The 17,983-nt window shown below is 37.6% G+C and carries 17 protein-coding genes; 15 read left to right on the top strand and 2 right to left on the bottom strand.

The genetic code is table 11. From position 1 onward, the window contains the following. The first annotated feature begins 88 nt into the window (after nucleotides 1-88). The 5 genes from treR to LIS78_RS04935 all read left to right on the top strand — a co-directional run bounded on the left by treR (nucleotide 89) and on the right by LIS78_RS04935 (nucleotide 4,835). Nucleotides 89-805: a trehalose operon repressor gene (gene treR, locus LIS78_RS04915; protein ID WP_013055666.1), complete on the top strand. Its 717-nt coding sequence runs from the start codon at nucleotides 89-91 to the stop codon at nucleotides 803-805. A 355-nt stretch (nucleotides 806-1,160) separates the two neighbouring features. Further along, the gene (gene pxpB, locus LIS78_RS04920; RefSeq protein WP_252284717.1) at nucleotides 1,161-1,877 is read left to right on the top strand and encodes a 5-oxoprolinase subunit PxpB; all 717 of its coding nucleotides are present in this window, start codon (nucleotides 1,161-1,163) and stop codon (nucleotides 1,875-1,877) included. Beyond that, nucleotides 1,873-2,871: a 5-oxoprolinase subunit C family protein gene (locus LIS78_RS04925; protein ID WP_195783321.1), complete on the top strand. Its 999-nt coding sequence runs from the start codon at nucleotides 1,873-1,875 to the stop codon at nucleotides 2,869-2,871. Before pxpB ends, LIS78_RS04925 begins: the two co-directional genes overlap by 5 nt. Before the next feature lie 11 nt (nucleotides 2,872-2,882). Continuing rightward, a complete protein-coding gene (locus tag LIS78_RS04930; RefSeq protein WP_195781026.1) occupies nucleotides 2,883-3,638 on the top strand; it encodes a LamB/YcsF family protein in 756 nt (251 codons plus the stop codon). A gap of 9 nt (nucleotides 3,639-3,647) precedes the next feature. Next, nucleotides 3,648-4,835 (top strand): NRAMP family divalent metal transporter, encoded by a 1,188-nt coding sequence (locus LIS78_RS04935; RefSeq protein WP_252284718.1) that lies wholly within the window; start codon nucleotides 3,648-3,650, stop codon nucleotides 4,833-4,835. Between the two features lie 42 nt (nucleotides 4,836-4,877). Here the strand turns inward: LIS78_RS04935 and trhA are convergent, their stop codons facing one another. Then, nucleotides 4,878-5,528 carry a PAQR family membrane homeostasis protein TrhA gene (gene trhA / locus LIS78_RS04940; RefSeq protein WP_014461342.1) on the bottom strand — a complete coding sequence of 217 codons (651 nt, stop codon included), beginning with the start codon at nucleotides 5,526-5,528 and terminating at the stop codon, nucleotides 4,878-4,880. Between the two features lie 382 nt (nucleotides 5,529-5,910). On the opposite strand from trhA, the gene LIS78_RS04945 reads away from it, so the two are divergent. The 4 genes from LIS78_RS04945 (at nucleotide 5,911) to LIS78_RS04960 (ending at nucleotide 9,388) form a co-directional block, all read left to right on the top strand. Next, complete coding sequence (locus tag LIS78_RS04945) at nucleotides 5,911-6,549, top strand: DUF1643 domain-containing protein (RefSeq protein ID WP_229754487.1); 639 nt, start codon at nucleotides 5,911-5,913, stop codon at nucleotides 6,547-6,549. A 101-nt stretch (nucleotides 6,550-6,650) separates the two neighbouring features. After that, nucleotides 6,651-7,070 carry a hypothetical protein gene (locus LIS78_RS04950; RefSeq protein ID WP_014461339.1) on the top strand — a complete coding sequence of 140 codons (420 nt, stop codon included), beginning with the start codon at nucleotides 6,651-6,653 and terminating at the stop codon, nucleotides 7,068-7,070. Between the two features lie 464 nt (nucleotides 7,071-7,534). Next, the gene (gene bluB, locus LIS78_RS04955) at nucleotides 7,535-8,188 is read left to right on the top strand and encodes a 5,6-dimethylbenzimidazole synthase (RefSeq protein WP_116074569.1); all 654 of its coding nucleotides are present in this window, start codon (nucleotides 7,535-7,537) and stop codon (nucleotides 8,186-8,188) included. Nucleotides 8,189-8,356: 168 nt separating this feature from the next. Then, on the top strand, nucleotides 8,357-9,388 hold the full coding sequence (locus LIS78_RS04960; protein ID WP_116074567.1) for an AI-2E family transporter: 1,032 nt from the start codon (nucleotides 8,357-8,359) through the stop codon (nucleotides 9,386-9,388). Here LIS78_RS04960 and LIS78_RS04965 read toward each other — a convergent pair. Then, nucleotides 9,385-10,263, bottom strand: a complete 879-nt coding sequence (locus LIS78_RS04965) for a LysR family transcriptional regulator (RefSeq protein WP_195781023.1) — start codon at nucleotides 10,261-10,263, stop codon at nucleotides 9,385-9,387. The genes LIS78_RS04960 and LIS78_RS04965 overlap by 4 nt on opposite strands. A gap of 161 nt (nucleotides 10,264-10,424) precedes the next feature. Here LIS78_RS04965 and LIS78_RS04970 point away from each other — a divergent pair, with 161 nt between their 5' ends. The 6 genes from LIS78_RS04970 to LIS78_RS04995 all read left to right on the top strand — a co-directional run bounded on the left by LIS78_RS04970 (nucleotide 10,425) and on the right by LIS78_RS04995 (nucleotide 17,838). Further along, nucleotides 10,425-11,405 carry a zinc-binding dehydrogenase gene (locus LIS78_RS04970; RefSeq protein ID WP_252284719.1) on the top strand — a complete coding sequence of 327 codons (981 nt, stop codon included), beginning with the start codon at nucleotides 10,425-10,427 and terminating at the stop codon, nucleotides 11,403-11,405. Nucleotides 11,406-11,639: 234 nt separating this feature from the next. Continuing rightward, nucleotides 11,640-12,218 (top strand): DedA family protein, encoded by a 579-nt coding sequence (locus LIS78_RS04975; protein ID WP_229754486.1) that lies wholly within the window; start codon nucleotides 11,640-11,642, stop codon nucleotides 12,216-12,218. 515 nt (nucleotides 12,219-12,733) lie between these two features. Then, nucleotides 12,734-13,630 (top strand): shikimate dehydrogenase, encoded by an 897-nt coding sequence (locus LIS78_RS04980; RefSeq protein ID WP_252284720.1) that lies wholly within the window; start codon nucleotides 12,734-12,736, stop codon nucleotides 13,628-13,630. Nucleotides 13,631-14,270: 640 nt separating this feature from the next. Then, entirely contained in the window at nucleotides 14,271-15,575 is a 1,305-nt protein-coding gene (locus tag LIS78_RS04985) for an MFS transporter (RefSeq protein WP_013081988.1), read from the top strand. A 98-nt stretch (nucleotides 15,576-15,673) separates the two neighbouring features. Continuing rightward, nucleotides 15,674-16,882 carry a CaiB/BaiF CoA transferase family protein gene (locus LIS78_RS04990; RefSeq protein ID WP_209151055.1) on the top strand — a complete coding sequence of 403 codons (1,209 nt, stop codon included), beginning with the start codon at nucleotides 15,674-15,676 and terminating at the stop codon, nucleotides 16,880-16,882. Then, the gene (locus LIS78_RS04995; RefSeq protein WP_195781019.1) at nucleotides 16,882-17,838 is read left to right on the top strand and encodes a hydroxymethylglutaryl-CoA lyase; all 957 of its coding nucleotides are present in this window, start codon (nucleotides 16,882-16,884) and stop codon (nucleotides 17,836-17,838) included. The genes LIS78_RS04990 and LIS78_RS04995 overlap by 1 nt, the downstream gene beginning before the upstream one ends. The last annotated feature ends 145 nt before the right edge of the window (nucleotides 17,839-17,983 follow it).

Below are 17,983 nucleotides of genomic sequence, written 5' to 3' on the forward strand. Positions count from 1 at the left end.
AGAAAAAAGTAAAAAGAACGATGGGTGACAATCTATCGTTCTTTTTATACAATTGGGTATATATAGAAAGTAAAATAGGTGATGGCAATTGAAAGAAAATAAATTTATCAGCATTTACGAACAGTTAGTCGATAAAATTAAACGTGGTGACTGGCGTCCTAATACAAAACTTCCTTCTGAAAATGAGCTTGTTGAACAGTATCAAACGTCTCGTGAAACGATACGGAAAGCGTTAAATTTACTTTCACAAAATGGGTACATTCAAAAAATGAAAGGAAAAGGCTCTTTTGTATTGGACGTATCACGCTTTGATTTTCCAGTGTCAGGACTTGTAAGCTTCAAAGAAGTCGCGGAAAAGCTAGGACATACATCGACTACTATTGTAAAAGAGTTTGAATTAGTCAAGGCCGATCAAGATCTGTGCACACAGCTTGGGGCGACGAAAAAAGATCTCATATGGAAAGTAGTTCGAGCGCGTGAAATCGATGGAGAAAAAATTATTTTAGATAAAGATTTTTTTCATAAAAAGTATGTTCCTCACCTCACAAAAGACATATGCAAAGGCTCTATTTATGAATACTTAGAAAAAGATCTTGGGCTGAAAATAAGCTTTGCCAAAAAAGAAATTTCCGTTGACGAGCTGACGGACGAAGATAAGTGTTACTTAGATTTAAAAGACTATGAACATATTGTGGTAGTAAGAAACTATGTGTATCTAGAAGATGCAAGCCTTTTTCAATATACGGAATCACGTCATCGTCTTGATAAGTTTCGTTTTGTGGATTTTGCTCGCAGAGGTATATAATGGTTCACTGCCCATGAGTTTTTCCTTTTTGTAGATTTTTACAAAAAAACTGCTTTGGTATAAAAAACAAGGCAGTTTTTTTATGGGGAAAATTGAAAAAACGTGATCCTTTTGACGATAAAATTTTAAAAAGGTTGAATTTTTCTTTGGAGTTTGTTTTAGTAGAACATAAGATTATTTTATATTTGTATAATGTTATCCATACAGGATAGAGATTTATTGTTCTTTTTTTATTAGATATATAAGAAATTGTTATTTGAAAACAACAATTCCATTAGTAATTCTAATGAATGTATCTAACTACAGCATTAAAGGGAGCTGCTCAAACAATACTAAGTAAAAAGGGGGAGACGGAATGAGTAACGATTATCGACTTTATCCTCTTGGTGACAGCGGCATTGTCGTTTCATTTGGAGACGAAATTAATTTCGGCATACATAAACGTATTCAGCAATTTACTGAGGTGCTAGAGCAATCATTATGTAAGGGAATGATTGAATATGTGCCGGCTTTTACAACAGTTACAATCTATTATGATCCTTGGATAATGAGTGAAAAAGGAAGAAGAAATCCTTACACAGCAATGTCTACATATATTGAAGAACTGCTTTTCCGCCAGGAAGAAAAATCTGAAGCGGTCGCTAGACAAATTGAAATTCCGGTGTGTTACGGAGGAAAGTACGGCCCGGACTTAGAGAAAGTAGCTGCTTTTCATTCATTAACGCCTGATGAAGTTATCTCCATTCATACAAACGGAGAATATTTGGTGTATATGATAGGCTTTGCTCCTGGTTTTCCTTACTTGGGAGGAATGAGCGAAGAAATTGCGACTCCAAGAAAAGAATCACCGAGAAACAGCATCCCAAAAGGGTCAGTTGGCATCGCAGGAATGCAAACCGGCGTGTACCCAATTGAGACACCTGGAGGATGGCAGTTAATCGGGCGTACTCCTCTTACACTATTTAACCAAAAAAAAGATTCGCCAAGCTTGCTTCAAGCAGGTGATCGTATCCGATTTGTTTCCATTTCTGAAACGGAATATGAAGCACAAAAGGAGGTGGATGAAGATTAGTATTAAAGTGATACGTCCCGGTTTATTAACAACGATTCAAGATATAGGCAGACATGGATATCAAAAGGACGGCATGATTGTCAGCGGGGCAATGGACAAAGTTGCTTTAAGGATTGCCAACTTATTAGTAGGAAATCAAGAAAATCAGCCGGCTATTGAAATTACGTTAATGGGACCAAAAATTGAATTTCAGCAAGATGCTTTGATTGCCCTGACAGGAGGGGATTTATCGCCAACTGTTAATGATGAAGCCGTAAAGATGTGGCGGCCTTTATATGTAAAAAAAGGGAGCGTGCTACAGTTTGGTGTTCCGACTTTAGGGTGCCGTTCTTATTTATCGGTTTCCGGTGCTTTTAATATTCCTGCAGTTATGGGAAGTACATCTACTTCACTTCGCGCTCGGATAGGCGGGCTGAACGGTAAAGCATTACAGTCAGGAGACGAAGTATTAAGCCACCCTCCTACAGAAACAGGGGAAGCAATTATAAAGAAACTGGTGAAAAAGCAAACGGACCGCTCTTTTCAGCAGGCTTTTTGGACGATTCATCCTAAACTTCTTCCTTCATACGAGACGCCTATTATCCGCACGATGAAAGGTGCGGAATTTGATTGGTTTACGAAAGAAAGTCAACAACATTTCTTTCAGCAAGAATTTGACGTTACCCCTCAATCTGACCGAATGGGCTATAGGCTAAAAGGGAAGAAATTAGTCCTTGGTCAAGAAAAAGAGCTGCTCTCTAGCGCTGTGACGTTCGGTACGATTCAAGTACCAAAAGAAGGACAGCCCATTGTTTTATTAGCAGATCATCAAACGACAGGAGGATATCCTAGAATCGGACAGGTAGCAACTGCAGATTTTTCAGCGCTGGCGCAAATTTCTCCAGGGAAAAAGGTTTCTTTTCAAGCAATTTCACTGGATGAAGCGCAGCATTTATATATGGAGCAGGAAAAGAAAATAAATCATATTAAAAGAGCACTTCGAATGAAAATATAAGGGGGAAGAAGATGGCTACTGTTGATTTGAACTGTGACTTAGGGGAGAGCTTTGGGAACTATAGATTAGGAAATGATAAAGAAATTTTACGCTATGTAACGTCAGCAAACATTGCTTGTGGCTTTCATGCCGGAGATCCTTCGGTTATGAGAGAAACAGTAAAACTGGCTTTGAGTGAAAATGTGGCGATTGGCGCGCACCCCGGATTGCAAGATTTAGCTGGATTTGGACGTAGATATATGAAAATTACGCCTCGAGAAGCTTATGATTTAATGGTATATCAAATGGGGGCTCTTTCAGCTTTTATACGTGCAGAAGGAGGGACCCTTCATCACGTAAAACCTCATGGCGCTTTATATAATATGGCTGCAGGGGATCGAGACATAGCTAAAGCTATTGCTGAAGCTGTTTATAATGTCAGTGAGGAAGCTATTCTATATGGTTTGGCTGGAAGTGAATTGATTAAAGCCGGAAACGAAATGGGCTTGCGTACGTCTCAGGAAGTATTTGCAGATCGAACCTATCAACAGAACGGCATGCTGACGCCGAGAAACGTTGAAAACGCCGTAATTAAAGATGAAGAAGCGGCTATTTCTCAAGTAATTAAAATGGTCAAAGAAAAGAAAGTGTTCACTGTGCAAAATGAAGAGATTCCCATTCAAGCAGATACCGTTTGTATTCATGGAGACGGTGCACATGCTGTTGAATTTGCCAAAGCTATTTGTGACAAGCTAAAAGAAGAACAAATCATTATTCAACCACAATGAGGTGACATCATGAAAAAAGAACGCAACTGGAGCGTGCTGCTCGGAGCAGCATTTTTAATGGCTACTTCAGCAGTGGGTCCAGGTTTTTTAACTCAAACAACGGTCTTTACACAAGCTCTCGCCGCAAGTTTTGGTTTTGTCATTTTACTGTCGATTTTATTAGACATTGGCGTTCAGCTAAACGTATGGCGTATTATTGCCGTTTCAGAAAAAAGAGCACAGGATATCGCTAACAGTGTTTTGCCAGGTCTCGGCTTATTTATTGCTATTTTAATTGTAATCGGAGGCTTAGCATTTAATATTGGAAACGTAGGAGGCGCGGGTCTTGGTTTCAATGCGCTATTTGGCATTTCTCCTAAAGCGGGTGCAGTCATTACAGCCATCATTTCTATCGCAATTTTTTTAATCAAAGAAGCCGGAAAATTAATGGATCGTTTTGCTCAATTAATGGGCGGAATATTAATTATTTTAATGGTGTATGTGGCTATTTCGTCCGCTCCCCCAGTAGGAGAAGCAGTCTCTAAAACATTTTGGCCGGATAACATTGACGTAATGGCGATTGTTACGCTTGTAGGAGGAACGGTAGGAGGATACATTACGTTTGCAGGAGGTCACCGTTTATTAGATGCAGGAATTAAAGGAAAAGCCGCGATTCCTGAAGTAACAAGAGGAGCAGTATCCGGCATTACGATTGCTTCGATCATTCGAATTTTTCTGTTTTTAGCGACATTAGGTGTGTTGAGTCAAGGGTTAAAACTGAATCCTGATAATCCACCTGCCTCTGTTTTTCAGTTAGCCGCAGGGGATATTGGCTATAAATTATTCGGTGTCGTCATGGCAGCAGCGGCTATCACTTCAGTTATTGGTTCGGCATATACATCGGTTTCCTTTATTAAATCCTTCAGCAAAAGGATTGAGAAATATGAAAACTGGATTATCATTGCATTTATTGCGATTTCAACCCTGGTTTTCTTGACGATTGGTCAGCCGGTCACTCTGCTTATTTTAGCTGGAGCATTAAATGGGTTAATCTTACCTATTACACTCGGAACAATGCTTATAGCGGCTTATAAAAAGAAGATAGTAGGCGATTACAAGCATCCGACTTGGCTTACCGTTTTTGGCGGTTTTGTGGTCGTTATTATGGCTGTGCTAGGAGTCTATACGCTTGTGACTCAAATGGCAAAACTGTGGTAAGGAATTCTATAACCAACTAAAAAAGGGCCTTATGGCCCTTTTTTAGTTGGTTATAGGCAATACATATAAAATGATTGCTAAAAAGTGGAGTACGGTCCCGCCAAGAACAAACATATGCCAAATCATATGATGAAAACGAAATCCTCGCCATACGTAAAAAACGGCTCCGATTGTATACAATACGCCTCCAACTACGAGAAGGACAATTCCTTGATGGGCAATATTTTGAGTTAACGAATCCCACGCAAATACAATCATCCATCCCATAAATACGTAAAGAATGGTGGAAATAAAAAGGAATTTCTTCACAAAAAAAGCTTTGAATACAATTCCTGCAAGAGCGATGCCCCATACAATTCCAAAAAGTGTCCAGCCGGTGGTTCCTTTTACTGCGATAAATAAAAATGGAGTGTACGTACCGGCAATAAACAAATAAATAGAAGAGTGGTCAAATATCTCAAAAAGATCTTTTACCTTACCTTCCGGAAAGCTATGGACAAGCGTAGAGGAGACATAAAGAAGCAGCATGGTTACTCCGTAAATAGTAAAACTGATAACATGCCAAGGCGTTCCTTCTAACGAAGAAAGTACGATTAAAAGCGTTAATCCAACAATGCTGAGTACGGCTCCAATGCCGTGTGTAATCGCATTTGCAATTTCTTCTCCTCTTGTAAATGTGTGTGTAGTAGCCATTTACAAAATCCTTTCTTTACACAAATTTATCTTCTATTTTCTCAGAGGATCAGTTTTGAATATACCTGCTGAGAAAAAATCCGTAACTGTCAAAAACATGAGTGAAAAAGTCATTGGTTATTTCTTTATTATAGACCATTCTTTTGATTTTATCTATTTTGACTGGAGGTCCGAAAAGAGGAAAGATGTATATGTGAATGTTCACTAGCTGTAAAAAGCATGTATAGAAGAAAAAATTGCTTTTTGAAAAAATGGCAGAAAAGTTGTCATGAAGGCATGATTTTGAAATACATATAAAATAAAACTTTTAACAGTCAAGGTTACGATTGCTGCTTAGCTCATTTGCAATAGATAAGTAACAAGATTGTAAGAAGGCAGGGGGATGGAAGCAGTGAAAAAAGAAGTTATTTTTGATGAAACAGGCACATACAAATACTCTCTATTATGCAAATGGAGTGAAGTAAACGAACGTAAACTTACGTTTATCTTGTCATTTCCAGAAAATACGTATGAATACAGCGACGATACAGCTGTATCCAAATGCATAGAACTGGCGCAAAAGTGGGGATTTGGAGTCTTAGAAATCGTTTATTTATTCAGCTATCAAACCGATCATGTTTCGTTTTTACGCATGCTTTCAAAAGAAGAAGCTGTTGGAACAAGAACAGGTGAATATATTCAAAAAGCAGTGGAAGATGCTGAACTGGTTGTGGTAGCTTGGGGTGATCATGGAAGCATTTATAACCGGCAAGAGGAAGTAGAGCGCTTTTTGAAACACAAGCCGGTATACTGTTTTGGAAAAACGAAGCAGCAATTTCCTCGCCATATTTTATCCGTCGTGCACCGCACAGAATTACAGAAATACGAAGTGCCGGCTAATCGTGAAGAGTTGGAAGAAGTTTCCTCGTTTATTGAAGACATAGATCAAAGTTTTGGTGGAGAGGATTATTCTCCAATTAAACAACTAACAGAAGAAGAGCCGCTTATGTTTATTGAAGACATTGCCAGTATGTATCGGTAAAAAGAAGAAGCGAGGTTTATATTCCTCGCTTTTTCGTTAGTATAAAACACCAAGTTTTGTCATATGGTTGTATCAAGAAGCGTGTGTAAAGGGGGAACTTTATGAAGTTGAATGAAGTATTGCACCGCATCACAACTATTTATAATGAGTTAGAAGAAGAGTGCTTTCAATATATAGGAGCTGTGATCAACGAAAATGCAGAGCTGGATATTTCTCGTCTAGAAGAATTAAGTACGCTGTTAAACTTCGTATATGAATGCTCGCAGGATGTATTAGTAGGTTCTATTTTAACAAAATTGGATTATGGACAACCCATTTATCAATTTGCTATGTTAAAGCCTATTTCCCTTGAAGGAAATGAAGATAAGTTAGATATTTTATATGAAGAAAAGGTAAAAGTAGAAAGAGCTATTCTAGATGTGTATACAGCTCAGCGAAAGAAGTTATTGACTCAAGCAGCTGAAGACTTAAAAGAACTGCACTACGAGCTGCAAACCTATGTGTATGCTTGCAACATATAAATGAATCTGTTGAAATGGCAAGGCATATATACAAATAAAAGGGAACATGTTAGGATAAGTAAAAAGAACTCCTAATCAAAGAGTTCTTTTTATTGTAAAATATATGATTTTGAACTAGTAAAGCATAAAGACGGTGGTAATGGCAGTTACCCTTTTCTTTGTGCTTTTTTTATCCGATTGTGCTGATGATACTGCTTACTGCGTTAAAAAAGTTCATAAGTACCTCGTTAAGCATGTAATATGCCTCCTCTCTTACTAAATATGTACAATCAAATTATCCAATTGTGTTAATGATACTGCTTACCGCGTTAAATAAGTTCATTAAAACGCCGTTGAACATGTTTGCAACCTCCTTTATGATAGATTCATATAGTAATACGAGAAAACATAAAGTTTGGATCACATTTTTTTAATGTTTTTTTAGAAAAATAGTTAAAAAGAGAGTTTAATGGAGGTTGAAAAAGATGAACTCGTTTACAAACGACGAAAAGCAAGCGGTATACAAAGCGATTTACGGAAGAAGAGATGTACGAACATTTTTGTCTGATGAGATTCCTAATGAAACGGTTTATAACATTCTACAGGCTGCTCACAGCGGACCTTCCGTCGGGTTTATGCAGCCTTGGAATTTTATATTAGTATCTGATACAGAAGTGAAAAATAAACTTGCCTGGGCAGCAGATAAAGAGAGAAGAGCACTGGCTATTCATTATGAAGGTGAAAAGAAAGAAGATTTTTTAGAGCTAAAGATTCAAGGATTACAAGAAGCGCCGTTAACTATTTGCGTAACGTGTGATCCAACAAGAGGAGGCTCTCATGTTCTCGGAAGAAACTCAATTCCAGAAACCGATATGATGTCAACTGCATGTGCGATTCAAAATATGTGGCTTGCTTCATATGCAGAAGGACTGGCAATGGGGTGGGTAAGTTTTTATAAGAAAAATGATGTACGTGACATTTTACATATTCCTCCTCATATTGATCCTGTAGCGCTCATGTCAATTGGTTATACAGATAAATACCCTGAGAAACCAATCTTAGAACAAGCTAACTGGGAAAAAAGAAGGGATTTAGACAAGCTAATTTATCATAATGTATGGGAAAATGAAAAAGAATAGGGGAGAGAAAATAAAGACATACTAAAAAGCGCCGAAATATAGTAAAATTTGAATATTAAATGATACACTATATATAGCGAAAGCGGATATGAGCGTCTAGCGTATCCGTTTTATTTATATGTATACAAATGACTTGGGAAAAAGAGAGATAGGAGAATTGAAGGTTTCATGAATATTGCAAGAAGTTGGCTTCACAACAAACTTACTGTTCGCATCATTACGCTTATTATCATTACAGTTTTACTTGTCAGCATTAGAAGTATGCTTCAGCTGCTGTTATTTACGTTTATTTTTACCTTTTTAATTGGTCGTCTTCAACAAACGTTAAGAAGAAAGCTTCCGCTTAATTCAACGCTTATACTCATCGTCATCTATATCGCACTGATTGGGGCCCTCGGTATTGTAGGGTATGTATATATCCCGGTTATTATGACGCAAGTTACCGAGCTTGTACAGAAGCTGATGTATTTTTACAAGCACCCCCCTGATAATACATTCGTCACCTATATTATCGATAATCTAAAGAGATTCAAATCACCAGAAAATATTCAGCAGAATATTGATTTAGTGTACAGCTATTTATCTAATATTGGAAAAGTAAGTGCACAAGTTTTCTTAGCACTCTTGTTAAGCCTATTCTTTTTACTTGAAAAGTCGCGGATTCACCGATTATTTGTCCAACTGGAACAATCTAGGCTGGGCTGGTTTTTCAAAGAAGCTGGCTATTTGGGGAGAAAATTTGTTAATTCCTTCGGCAAGGTAATAGAAGTTCAGTTTATTATTGCTTTTGTAAACAGCATTTTATCCGTTATTGCGCTGTGGGTGTTAGGGTTTCCTAATTTGCTTGCGCTTGGCGTTATGGTCTTTCTACTAGGGTTAGTGCCTGTTCTTGGGGTATTTGTTTCACTCATTCCACTTTGTACAATCGCTTACAGTTTAGGAGGCGGTGTAAAAGTACTGTCTGTATTAATTATGGTGGTAGTACTTCACGCACTTGAAAGCTATGTATTAAATCCAAAGCTGATGTCATCTAAAACAAACTTGCCAACGTTCATTACGTTTATCATTTTAGTGTTTGGTGAACACTTCTTGGGCGTATGGGGGCTGATTCTTGGTATTCCTATTTTTATTTTCTTTTTAGATTTAGTAGGAGTAGATTCAGCACAACAAATGTCAAAAAAAGAAACCTCCGCAGATTAGTTTGCAGAGGTTTCTTTTTTTAAGGAGCGTATCGTTTTTTGAATAGTAGGATGATCTCGGTGCTTAAGTTTATAAGCAAGAAAGATCTGATTTTTTACTGCTAAATGTTCAAGTTCGACTTTTACTTTTTTTTCTCGAAGCGCTTCTTGAATTAAATAGCGGGGAAGCAGGCTGATTCCCATGTGATGCTGAATGGCTTTTAACACCGTTTGAAGATTTGGAATCACATGATGAGGCTGAATTTCAGGTCGTTTTTTAAAATGCTGCCGCCAAAATCTCCTGATAATAGGAAGTTCAAGGCCATAGCTAATCCACCGCTGATTGTATAAAAAATCTTCTATATCTTTACTAGCTGTAATTTCAAAAGAAGGAGGGACGGTTAAGACAAACTCTTCTTCTTCTATGACCGTATATTCGACTCCTGGTATCTGCAATCTTTGGGTTGTAATAGCAATATCAATTTCGTCGTTTTGTATCTTTTCAAGTAAAACAGAAGCAATACCAAACTGGCTGTAGCAGCGGATACCTGCATCTTTTATTCTTTCTAAAGCTTGTTCGGTAAAATACTCTACCGGAGAACCAATTTTTACGACCGGCAGCGCGTCGGGAGAAGAAGCGGTCATTTTTATTTGGAGTGAAGCAGCTTCTAGACTTTCGATTAACGGGACGATACGCGTGTACAGTTCTTTACCTTTTTCTGTTGGAATCATCTTTCTCGGTGCACGGATAAATAAATCTTCGCCTATTTCAGCTTCTAAAGCAGCTAAGTGCTGACTCATGGCCGGCTGCGTTAAGATCCTCGCTCTGGCTGCTTCAGAAACGGATCGATATTTGTAAATGCTAATAAAGCTACGATACCATTCAAAATCAATCATTTATGTTATCCTTTCTTATAAATTTATTTATGGATATCCGTTTATTTTCTAATTTGTATTATAGACAAGCTCTCTTTAAAATAAAAATAGTAAGCAAATCATTTTTAGATAAAATAATAAAAGCACCGCTAGGCAAATGATTTAGAAAGGAGAGTTAGACTGTGAAAGCATTATTATTGCAAGATAAAAATAAATGGACAGAAATGAAAGTAGAAGAAATAGAAAAACCTCTTCCAAATAAAGGGGAAGTAGTAGTTGAAGTTCACGCAGTGGGACTTAATCCCGTAGATTACAAAACAGCTACTAACGGAAACCCTCATTGGACATATCCTCACATTCTAGGTTTAGATGTAGCGGGGACAATTGATGAAGTTGGAGAAGGAGTAGTTGACTGGAAAAAAGGAGATCGCGTTGTCTATCACGGGGACTTTATGAAAAAAGGCGGATATGCTGAATATGCGGTTACAACTCCTCATTCAATTTCGCGCATTCCTGATGCTGTTACATTTGAAGAAGCTGCTGCTTTGCCTACTGCAGGTTACACGGCGTATGAAGCACTATTTCGTAAACTTCCAATGAACCATATTCAAACCATCTTAATTCACGGAGGAGCTGGAGGCGTAGGGGGCTTTGGCGTGCAGCTTGCTAAAAACGCTGGAAAAACCGTTTTCTCATCAGCTTCAGCACATAATCATGAGTATGTGAAGTCGTTAGGAGCTGATTATGTAATTGATTATCGCGAGGAAAACGTCGTGGAAAAAGTAGTGGAGCTGACAAATGGCCGCGGCGTAGATGCTGTGCTTGACACAGTGAGCGCAAAGAACGCAACGGATTCTTTAGATATGATTGCCTATAGAGGACATTTAGCACATATTGCTGGTGCACCTGATTATACAAAAGTAAAGCCTTTTACAAAGGTGATTTCTTATCATGAAGTAGCTTTAAATGCTGCACACCACATTGATGACATGATTGCGCAAGCGGATTTAGCAAAAATGGGCGATGAGCTTTTAGCATTAGTAGCAGAGAAGAAAGTAGCTCCGATGATTGAGCGCATCATCTCGTTAAAAGAAGTGCCAAGTGCATTAGAAGAGCTTTCAAAACGCCATGTGAAAGGGAAAGTTATTGCTAAAGTTAAATAATAGCAGGACAGAAAAGACTCTTTTATTACAACTAATAAAAGAGTTTTTTCTGCTATTTTCTTTTTTTGCGTTACTTCACTTATGAACTGCATATGATAGAAGATAATCAAATATAGCAAACGGGTGCGTATGAGCTTTTTTTACTAGTAAAATTGCTTTGAAATCGTGAAATTTTGAATAGTTTGAGTTATGATGAAAGAACGTGAAATTTGTATGATTGAAAGGAGAAAAAAGGTGCAAGGGTTTATTGATTTTGTACAAAATTTAGGTATAGTGGGCATCTTTATTGCTACAGCAATCGAAGCTGCGGCAATTCCTTTTCCGTGTACGTTATCGATTTTGCTCATTGGCTCGGTGCTGCAGCTCTCAATATGGAAAATCCTTATTGTTTCAGCTGTCAATACCGTTATTTATATCGCATTCAACTATATTCCGTTCGTTATGGGATACAGGTTTGAATCTATTACCAAGCGCTGGTTTGGTGAAAAAAATATAAAGCGTGCCCAAAAATGGTTTCATAAATATGGAAAATGGAGTATTACGATTTCTCGTCCCATCAGTATCGCAAACTATATAACCTATTTGGCAGGCCTTAGTAAAATCAAATCTAGGGACTTTGTTTTATACAGCACCTTAGGCATTTTTCCGTGGTTTGTTTTTTTGCTCTATGTAGGAGGACTTGGAGATATTGAAAAAATCCAAAAATATTTGCATGATGTTGATCGTTTAATATTTGTTATTCTTATAATCGGAGTGATAGTTGGTGCAGGCTGGTGGTTGAAAAAGAGAACAGAGAGACAAGCTCAAAAATAAAGCTATAATTATGGTTATAGCTTTATTTTAATATAAAGAAATTCTTTAAATAAAAAGATTTTTCTGAAAAGTAACAAAAAAACATTTTTCCTTTTAAAAAAATGTGATACTATGATACATAAGGTCGCTAAGAGTTGTCTTGGTTCACCGAGTGTTTACTGCAGTCATTTAATAAAAGAAGCTAGGTATAGGTGAAAGATTTGTTTCTAGTAATGTTGAGAAATGCTGCCTTGTGAAGGGAGGTAAGGCGTACAGTACGTTTCAAACGTATGTTATTAAAAACGTAAACTTGTAAGCGATTTCTTGCTTTTTACATGTGAGTAGAGCAGCTTTGGTTTTGAATGCAGCTTGTCAAAGGTGGTTGAATAATGAGTATAGTTTAAAATTAGATCGATCTAATTATTCATATTATATGAATGTGAAATGTGTTTGATGGTAAATGAAAATAAGCTTAAAAAGTACAGTTTAGGTTCCACAATTATTTCTGAAATTTTAATAACATAGGAGGTAAAATCATGAAAAGCGTAGGGCGTATTAACGGCAAAACTCAGCTCATAGGCCTTTTAGCAACTCCAATCGGACATTCATTATCACCGTCTATGCATAATATGGCCTTCAAAAAATTGGGATTGAATTATGCTTATTTAGCTTTTGAGGTAGGAAATGACTCGTTAGAAGATGCAATTAAAGGGCTGAGAGCGTTAAATGTTAAAGGTTTTAATGTATCAATGCCCAATAAGACAAAAATTCTCCCGTTTCTTGATGAATTAGCAGACAGCGCCAAATTTTCAGGAGCAGTTAATACCGTCGTAAACGATAATGGCGTACTAGTTGGGCATAGCACAGACGGTATGGGCTACATTCGAAATTTAAAAGAGCACGGCGTGGATATCACAGGGAAAAAAATGACGTTGATCGGTTCGGGTGGAGCAGCGACGCCTATTGCTATTCAAGCAGCTTTAGAAGGACTTGAAGAATTAACAATTTTTGCTCGTCACGATGAATTTTATTCAAAAGCTGTAGAAAACGTAAAAATTATTAATGAAGAGATGAAACATGTTTCATGTAAAGCGAAGCTGTATTCTCTTGAGGATACAGACAGGTTAAGAGAAGAAATTAGAACGAGCGATATTTTGACAAATGGAACAGGAGTGGGAATGAAACCGTTAGAAGAATTCAGCATTATTGAAGATATATCAATGCTGCGTCCTGATTTAATTGTAACAGATGTCGTGTATATGCCTATGAGATCAAAACTGTTAGAACAAGCTGAATCAGTTGGATGTCACACTATTAATGGAATAGGAATGATGATCTGGCAAGGGGCCATGGCATTTGAATTGTGGACCGGAAAAGAGATGCCTGTAGAGTATATTAAGCAACAAATGTTTGAACCAAGCTTACAATATTAAAAACCCGTATCTTCAAACTTTACTAGAAAATTGTACGAATGAAGTGTCTGTATTTTCTATTTCTTTAACGCAATAAGAGAAATGGTTGTAAAATTAATACGGTTATTTTTTGAATTTATTATATTAAAAAGTATATATGTTAATTTTCTAAAAATTAAAAATATATATTGCGCAGGCAAATGTAATTCAGTATACTAAAACTCAAGTTTGAATGGATTTTATATTAGTCTGTGTCAAAAGACGACGCTTAGCAAAAAAAAGGCAGGTGTTACAATGAGAAATTAAAAAAGCAGACGTTGATCATCATGTTCGGATATTTGAGTAGATCATAAAATATACAGCACCGTTCCGCAATATGTGAAGAGATTCCCGCCGGAATTAGAACGATCTAATAAAAATTTATTAGATCGTTCTAATTAGAAATTTCTATTAATCTTTTTAATTCCACTAATAAAATGTTTTTACGAAAGGATAAAAGAATAAGTAAATAGCTAGAGGATTAGGTTTTCAGCATTGCCATCTTTCAACTTTAGTTCAGACAGAATTTATGTAAGCAGGCAATTATAAATGGGATCTGAGCAAAGAAATATTTCGCAAAAATGAAAGCGCATACTTAAAATCTTATGAGTGAGGGAAAAGAATGAAAAAACATCGTTGGTCGATTGTATTCTTGATTGCGGTTGGTGTAGTTGTAAACTATTTTGATCGAATTAATATGTCCATTGCTATGCCGTTGTTACAAAAAGAATTTAACTTGACAGCAGGTCAGATGGGGATTTTCCTATCAGCATTTGCATGGTCTTACGCTTTACTTCAACTTCCTATAGGGCCCTTGCTAGATAAAATAGGCGTAAAATGGGTAACGCGTGTAGCGACCGTTATATGGACAGTAGCTTGTCTTCTAACTGCAGTAGCAAATGGATGGGGGTTAATTATTTTATCTCGGGTGCTGTTAGGAGTTGGAGAAGCACCATTCTTTCCATCTGCTGCCAAAGCAGTTAGCCATTGGGTTCCACGTCAGGAGCGCGGAAAAGCTATCGCAGCTTATGATTCTCAATCCAAACTTTCCAACGCCATCGGGGCACCTATATTAGCACTAATTGTAACAGAGTGGGGCTGGCGAGGCGGTTTCTTAGCAACTGCTATTCTTAGTTTCATATATGCTATTGTTTATTGGATCTGGTATCGTGAACCTCATGAAGATGAGCGTTTGACGAAAGAAGAATATGACTACATTGTTCAAGGCGGTTCTCAAAGTTCAGAAGAAGTTAAAGGCAGTGCAATGGAGAACATTCGATATTTGCTAACTAAAAGAAAAGTCTGGGCAGTATTCATTGGGTTTGCGGCATACGGCTATTCATGGTTTTTGTTCTTGACTTGGCTTCCTGGATATTTAGCAACAGAAATGAACATGTCTATTTTAAAATCAGGCTGGTACTCGGCTATACCTTGGATTGTAGGTACCATTACTGAAATAGTAATCGGGGGCTGGCTTGTTGATCGTCTTATTAACAAAGGGTATAACCGGACGCGTGTCAGCAAATTTTTTCTAGTAATAGGTATGGTGTTTGGTTTGTCAATTATTGGGGCAGCGTTTACTCACAGTGCGAACGTAGCTGTATTTTGGATTTCAACAGCACTTGGAGGTCTTGTTGTCACATCTGCTGTTGCCTACAGCATTCCTACATTTATTGCACCAAAAGGAACGGTAGGAACATTAACGGGACTTTTAACATTTGGGAATAACTCGATGGCTATTGTTGCACCTATTACGACTGGGTTTATTGTTCAGGCCACGGGTTCATTTATGTATGCTTTCCTTTTAGCAGCTGCTTTTTTAGTGATTGGAATTTTAAGCTATACGTTCCTGCTAACAGATTTAGACCCGATTGAAAGCAAAGAGTCTATCCTATTAGAAGAAAAAGAGTTAACTTTAGAAAAATAAATAATCTTAATATTCTGTCTATTGTTAAGTTAAAGCAAATTTACAAATTAATTATCTTAATTAACTATGCAAACAGTTATTACCGGAGGGGATTCAACATGTTGACCAAAAATTATGGACCTTTAACAGGAGTTCAAATACTAGATATTTCTACTATGATTGCTGCTCCTTTTGGAGCTACTCTACTAGCGGACTTAGGAGCGGAAGTAACCAAAATTGAGCTTCCGGGAAAAGGAGACACGCTTCGGACTGTAGGGCCTTGGAAAGGGACTGAACCCTTAAGGTGGCCGGGACTTGCTCGCAATAAAAAGTCTGTTACGCTGGATATTCGATCAGAAGAAGGAGCAGAAATTTTCAAAAAGCTAATTAGTGGAGTAGACGTTTTAATTGAAAATTTTCGTCCGGGCACACTGGAAAAATGGAACTTAGGATATGAAGAGCTTAAAAAAGTTAATCCTAAGCTAGTAATGGTGCGCGTATCAGGTTATGGACAAACAGGTCCTTATCGAGAAAAAGCTGGATTCGGTACACCGGGCACAGCATTTAGCGGACATACTTATTTACAAGGATATTCAGATCGTCCGCCCGTCAGTCCTTCTTATTCTTTACTAGATTATGTAACTGGCATATATACCGCGTTCGCTTGTGTAAGCGCTATCTATCATAGGGATGTACACGAACAGCCGGAAGGTCAAGTAGTAGAAATGGGATTATATGAATCTATTTTTCGAATGATGGAGTTTTTAATCGCTGAATATGATCAAAACGGAAAAGTAAGAGAGAGAAGTCCTGGACTTGCAGGTCATTCAAGCCCTGCAGGCACATATGAAACAAAAGACGGAAAATTTGTTGTATTAGTATGCAGTACAGACTCTACCTTTGATCGTCTTGCAGAAGCAATGGAAAGAAAAGATATGTTAAAGGACCCGAGATATTATACAAATGTAGAACGTTTAAAGCATGATCATGAAGTTCAGGAAATTGTGTCAAGTTGGATTAAGGGCTTTACTCAAGACGAGCTGCAGGCAAAGTTAGATTCATTTGGTGTGCCAGTTAGTCCTATCTACAGCATTGAAGATATATTTAATGATCCTCAGTATAGAGAACGAGAAAACATTGTAGAAGTAGAGCACCCCCGCTTAGGAAAAATTAAGGTTCCGGGAGTAGTACCAAAGTTTTCACATACACCGGGAGCAATTCGTCATCGTGCCCCTGAATTGGGAGAACATAATGAAGAAATTCTAGGCGGAAAACTGGGGTTATCAAGTGAAGACTTAGCGGCGTTAAAAGAAAAGGGGGTTATTTAATGAATACTATTCAAAAAATAGAATTACCGGAAAAAGTCATAATCTGTGAAGTAGCCCCAAGGGATGGGTTTCAAGCTGAACATGAGTGGATTCCTACAGAAGAAAAAATATCTATTATCCGTCAGCTAGCCAAGACAGGCATTCAATCAATGGAAATTACGTCTTTTGTACATCCGAGAGCGATTCCTCAGTTAAAGGATGCCGAGCAGGTTGTAGAAAGTGTTCAAGATTTAACAAATATCAAATTTCGCGCGTTAGTGCCGAATGTAAAAGGTGCACAGAGAGCCATTGACGCCGGAGTGAAAAAGTTAAAGCTTATGCTTTCAGCTACAGATTCTCACAGCTTATCTAACGCAAATTGTTCTGTAGAAGAAGCCCAAAAAGGTTTTTATCCTATTATCGAATTAGCGGAAAAGCATAACGTTAAAGTGGGAGGTTCAATTTCCGTAGCGTTTGGATGTCCTTATGAAGGAAAAGTTGCTATAGAACGCATTTCTTCTATTGTAGAACGATACAGAATGATGGGTGTCGAGGAAATTTCTTTAGCGGATACAACGGGGATGGCAAATCCTCAGCAAGTGTATCGTATGCTAGGGTTTCTTAAACAAAATTATCCCGGCATTATTTTCTCCATGCATTTGCACAATACGAGAGGAATGGCATTTTCTAATGTAGTGGCTGCTTTGCAGCAGGGCGTTATTCATTTTGATAGTTCTATTATCGGTTTAGGAGGGTGTCCCTATGCTCCAGGCGCCACGGGAAATATAGCTACAGAGGATCTGGTTCATGGATTAAGTGAAATGGGAATTCATACGGATATTGATCTTAATAAGCTTATTGAAGCAGCAAAAGAGGTGAAGCAAGTAATTGGTCATGACGGAGGAAGCTATATGCTGCAAGCAGGTCCTTGTTCAGAACTTCATGCCAAGCCAAAGGTTCAAGAGAAATTAGTATAGCTAAGCGGTGAACATGATAGCCTTCTAGGAGGTGAAGAGAGCGTTTAAATAAAAATAAATTAGATCGATCTATTTTTCTCTTATATAAAAACGTTCAGGCCTTATTTTATATAAAAGTTTGTTTAATAAAAATGAAAAGTTGGTG

Origin of the sequence: Priestia megaterium, assembly GCF_023824195.1 — a bacterium.
GTDB lineage: Bacteria > Bacillota > Bacilli > Bacillales > Bacillaceae_H > Priestia > Priestia megaterium_D.

Excerpts from the sequence above, each read along its gene's own strand:
- pxpB (WP_252284717.1), top strand. The coding sequence starts at position 1,161 with ATGAGTAACGATTATCGACTTTATCCTCTTGGTGACAGCGGCATTGTC.
- LIS78_RS04930 (WP_195781026.1), top strand. The coding sequence starts at position 2,883 with ATGGCTACTGTTGATTTGAACTGTGACTTAGGGGAGAGCTTTGGGAAC.
- LIS78_RS04935 (WP_252284718.1), top strand. The coding sequence starts at position 3,648 with ATGAAAAAAGAACGCAACTGGAGCGTGCTGCTCGGAGCAGCATTTTTA.
- trhA (WP_014461342.1), bottom strand. The coding sequence starts at position 5,528 with ATGGCTACTACACACACATTTACAAGAGGAGAAGAAATTGCAAATGCG.
- LIS78_RS04945 (WP_229754487.1), top strand. The coding sequence starts at position 5,911 with ATGGAAGCAGTGAAAAAAGAAGTTATTTTTGATGAAACAGGCACATAC.
- LIS78_RS04950 (WP_014461339.1), top strand. The coding sequence starts at position 6,651 with ATGAAGTTGAATGAAGTATTGCACCGCATCACAACTATTTATAATGAG.
- bluB (WP_116074569.1), top strand. The coding sequence starts at position 7,535 with ATGAACTCGTTTACAAACGACGAAAAGCAAGCGGTATACAAAGCGATT.
- LIS78_RS04960 (WP_116074567.1), top strand. The coding sequence starts at position 8,357 with ATGAATATTGCAAGAAGTTGGCTTCACAACAAACTTACTGTTCGCATC.
- LIS78_RS04965 (WP_195781023.1), bottom strand. The coding sequence starts at position 10,263 with ATGATTGATTTTGAATGGTATCGTAGCTTTATTAGCATTTACAAATAT.
- LIS78_RS04980 (WP_252284720.1), top strand. The coding sequence starts at position 12,734 with ATGAAAAGCGTAGGGCGTATTAACGGCAAAACTCAGCTCATAGGCCTT.
- LIS78_RS04985 (WP_013081988.1), top strand. The coding sequence starts at position 14,271 with ATGAAAAAACATCGTTGGTCGATTGTATTCTTGATTGCGGTTGGTGTA.
- LIS78_RS04990 (WP_209151055.1), top strand. The coding sequence starts at position 15,674 with ATGTTGACCAAAAATTATGGACCTTTAACAGGAGTTCAAATACTAGAT.
- LIS78_RS04995 (WP_195781019.1), top strand. The coding sequence starts at position 16,882 with ATGAATACTATTCAAAAAATAGAATTACCGGAAAAAGTCATAATCTGT.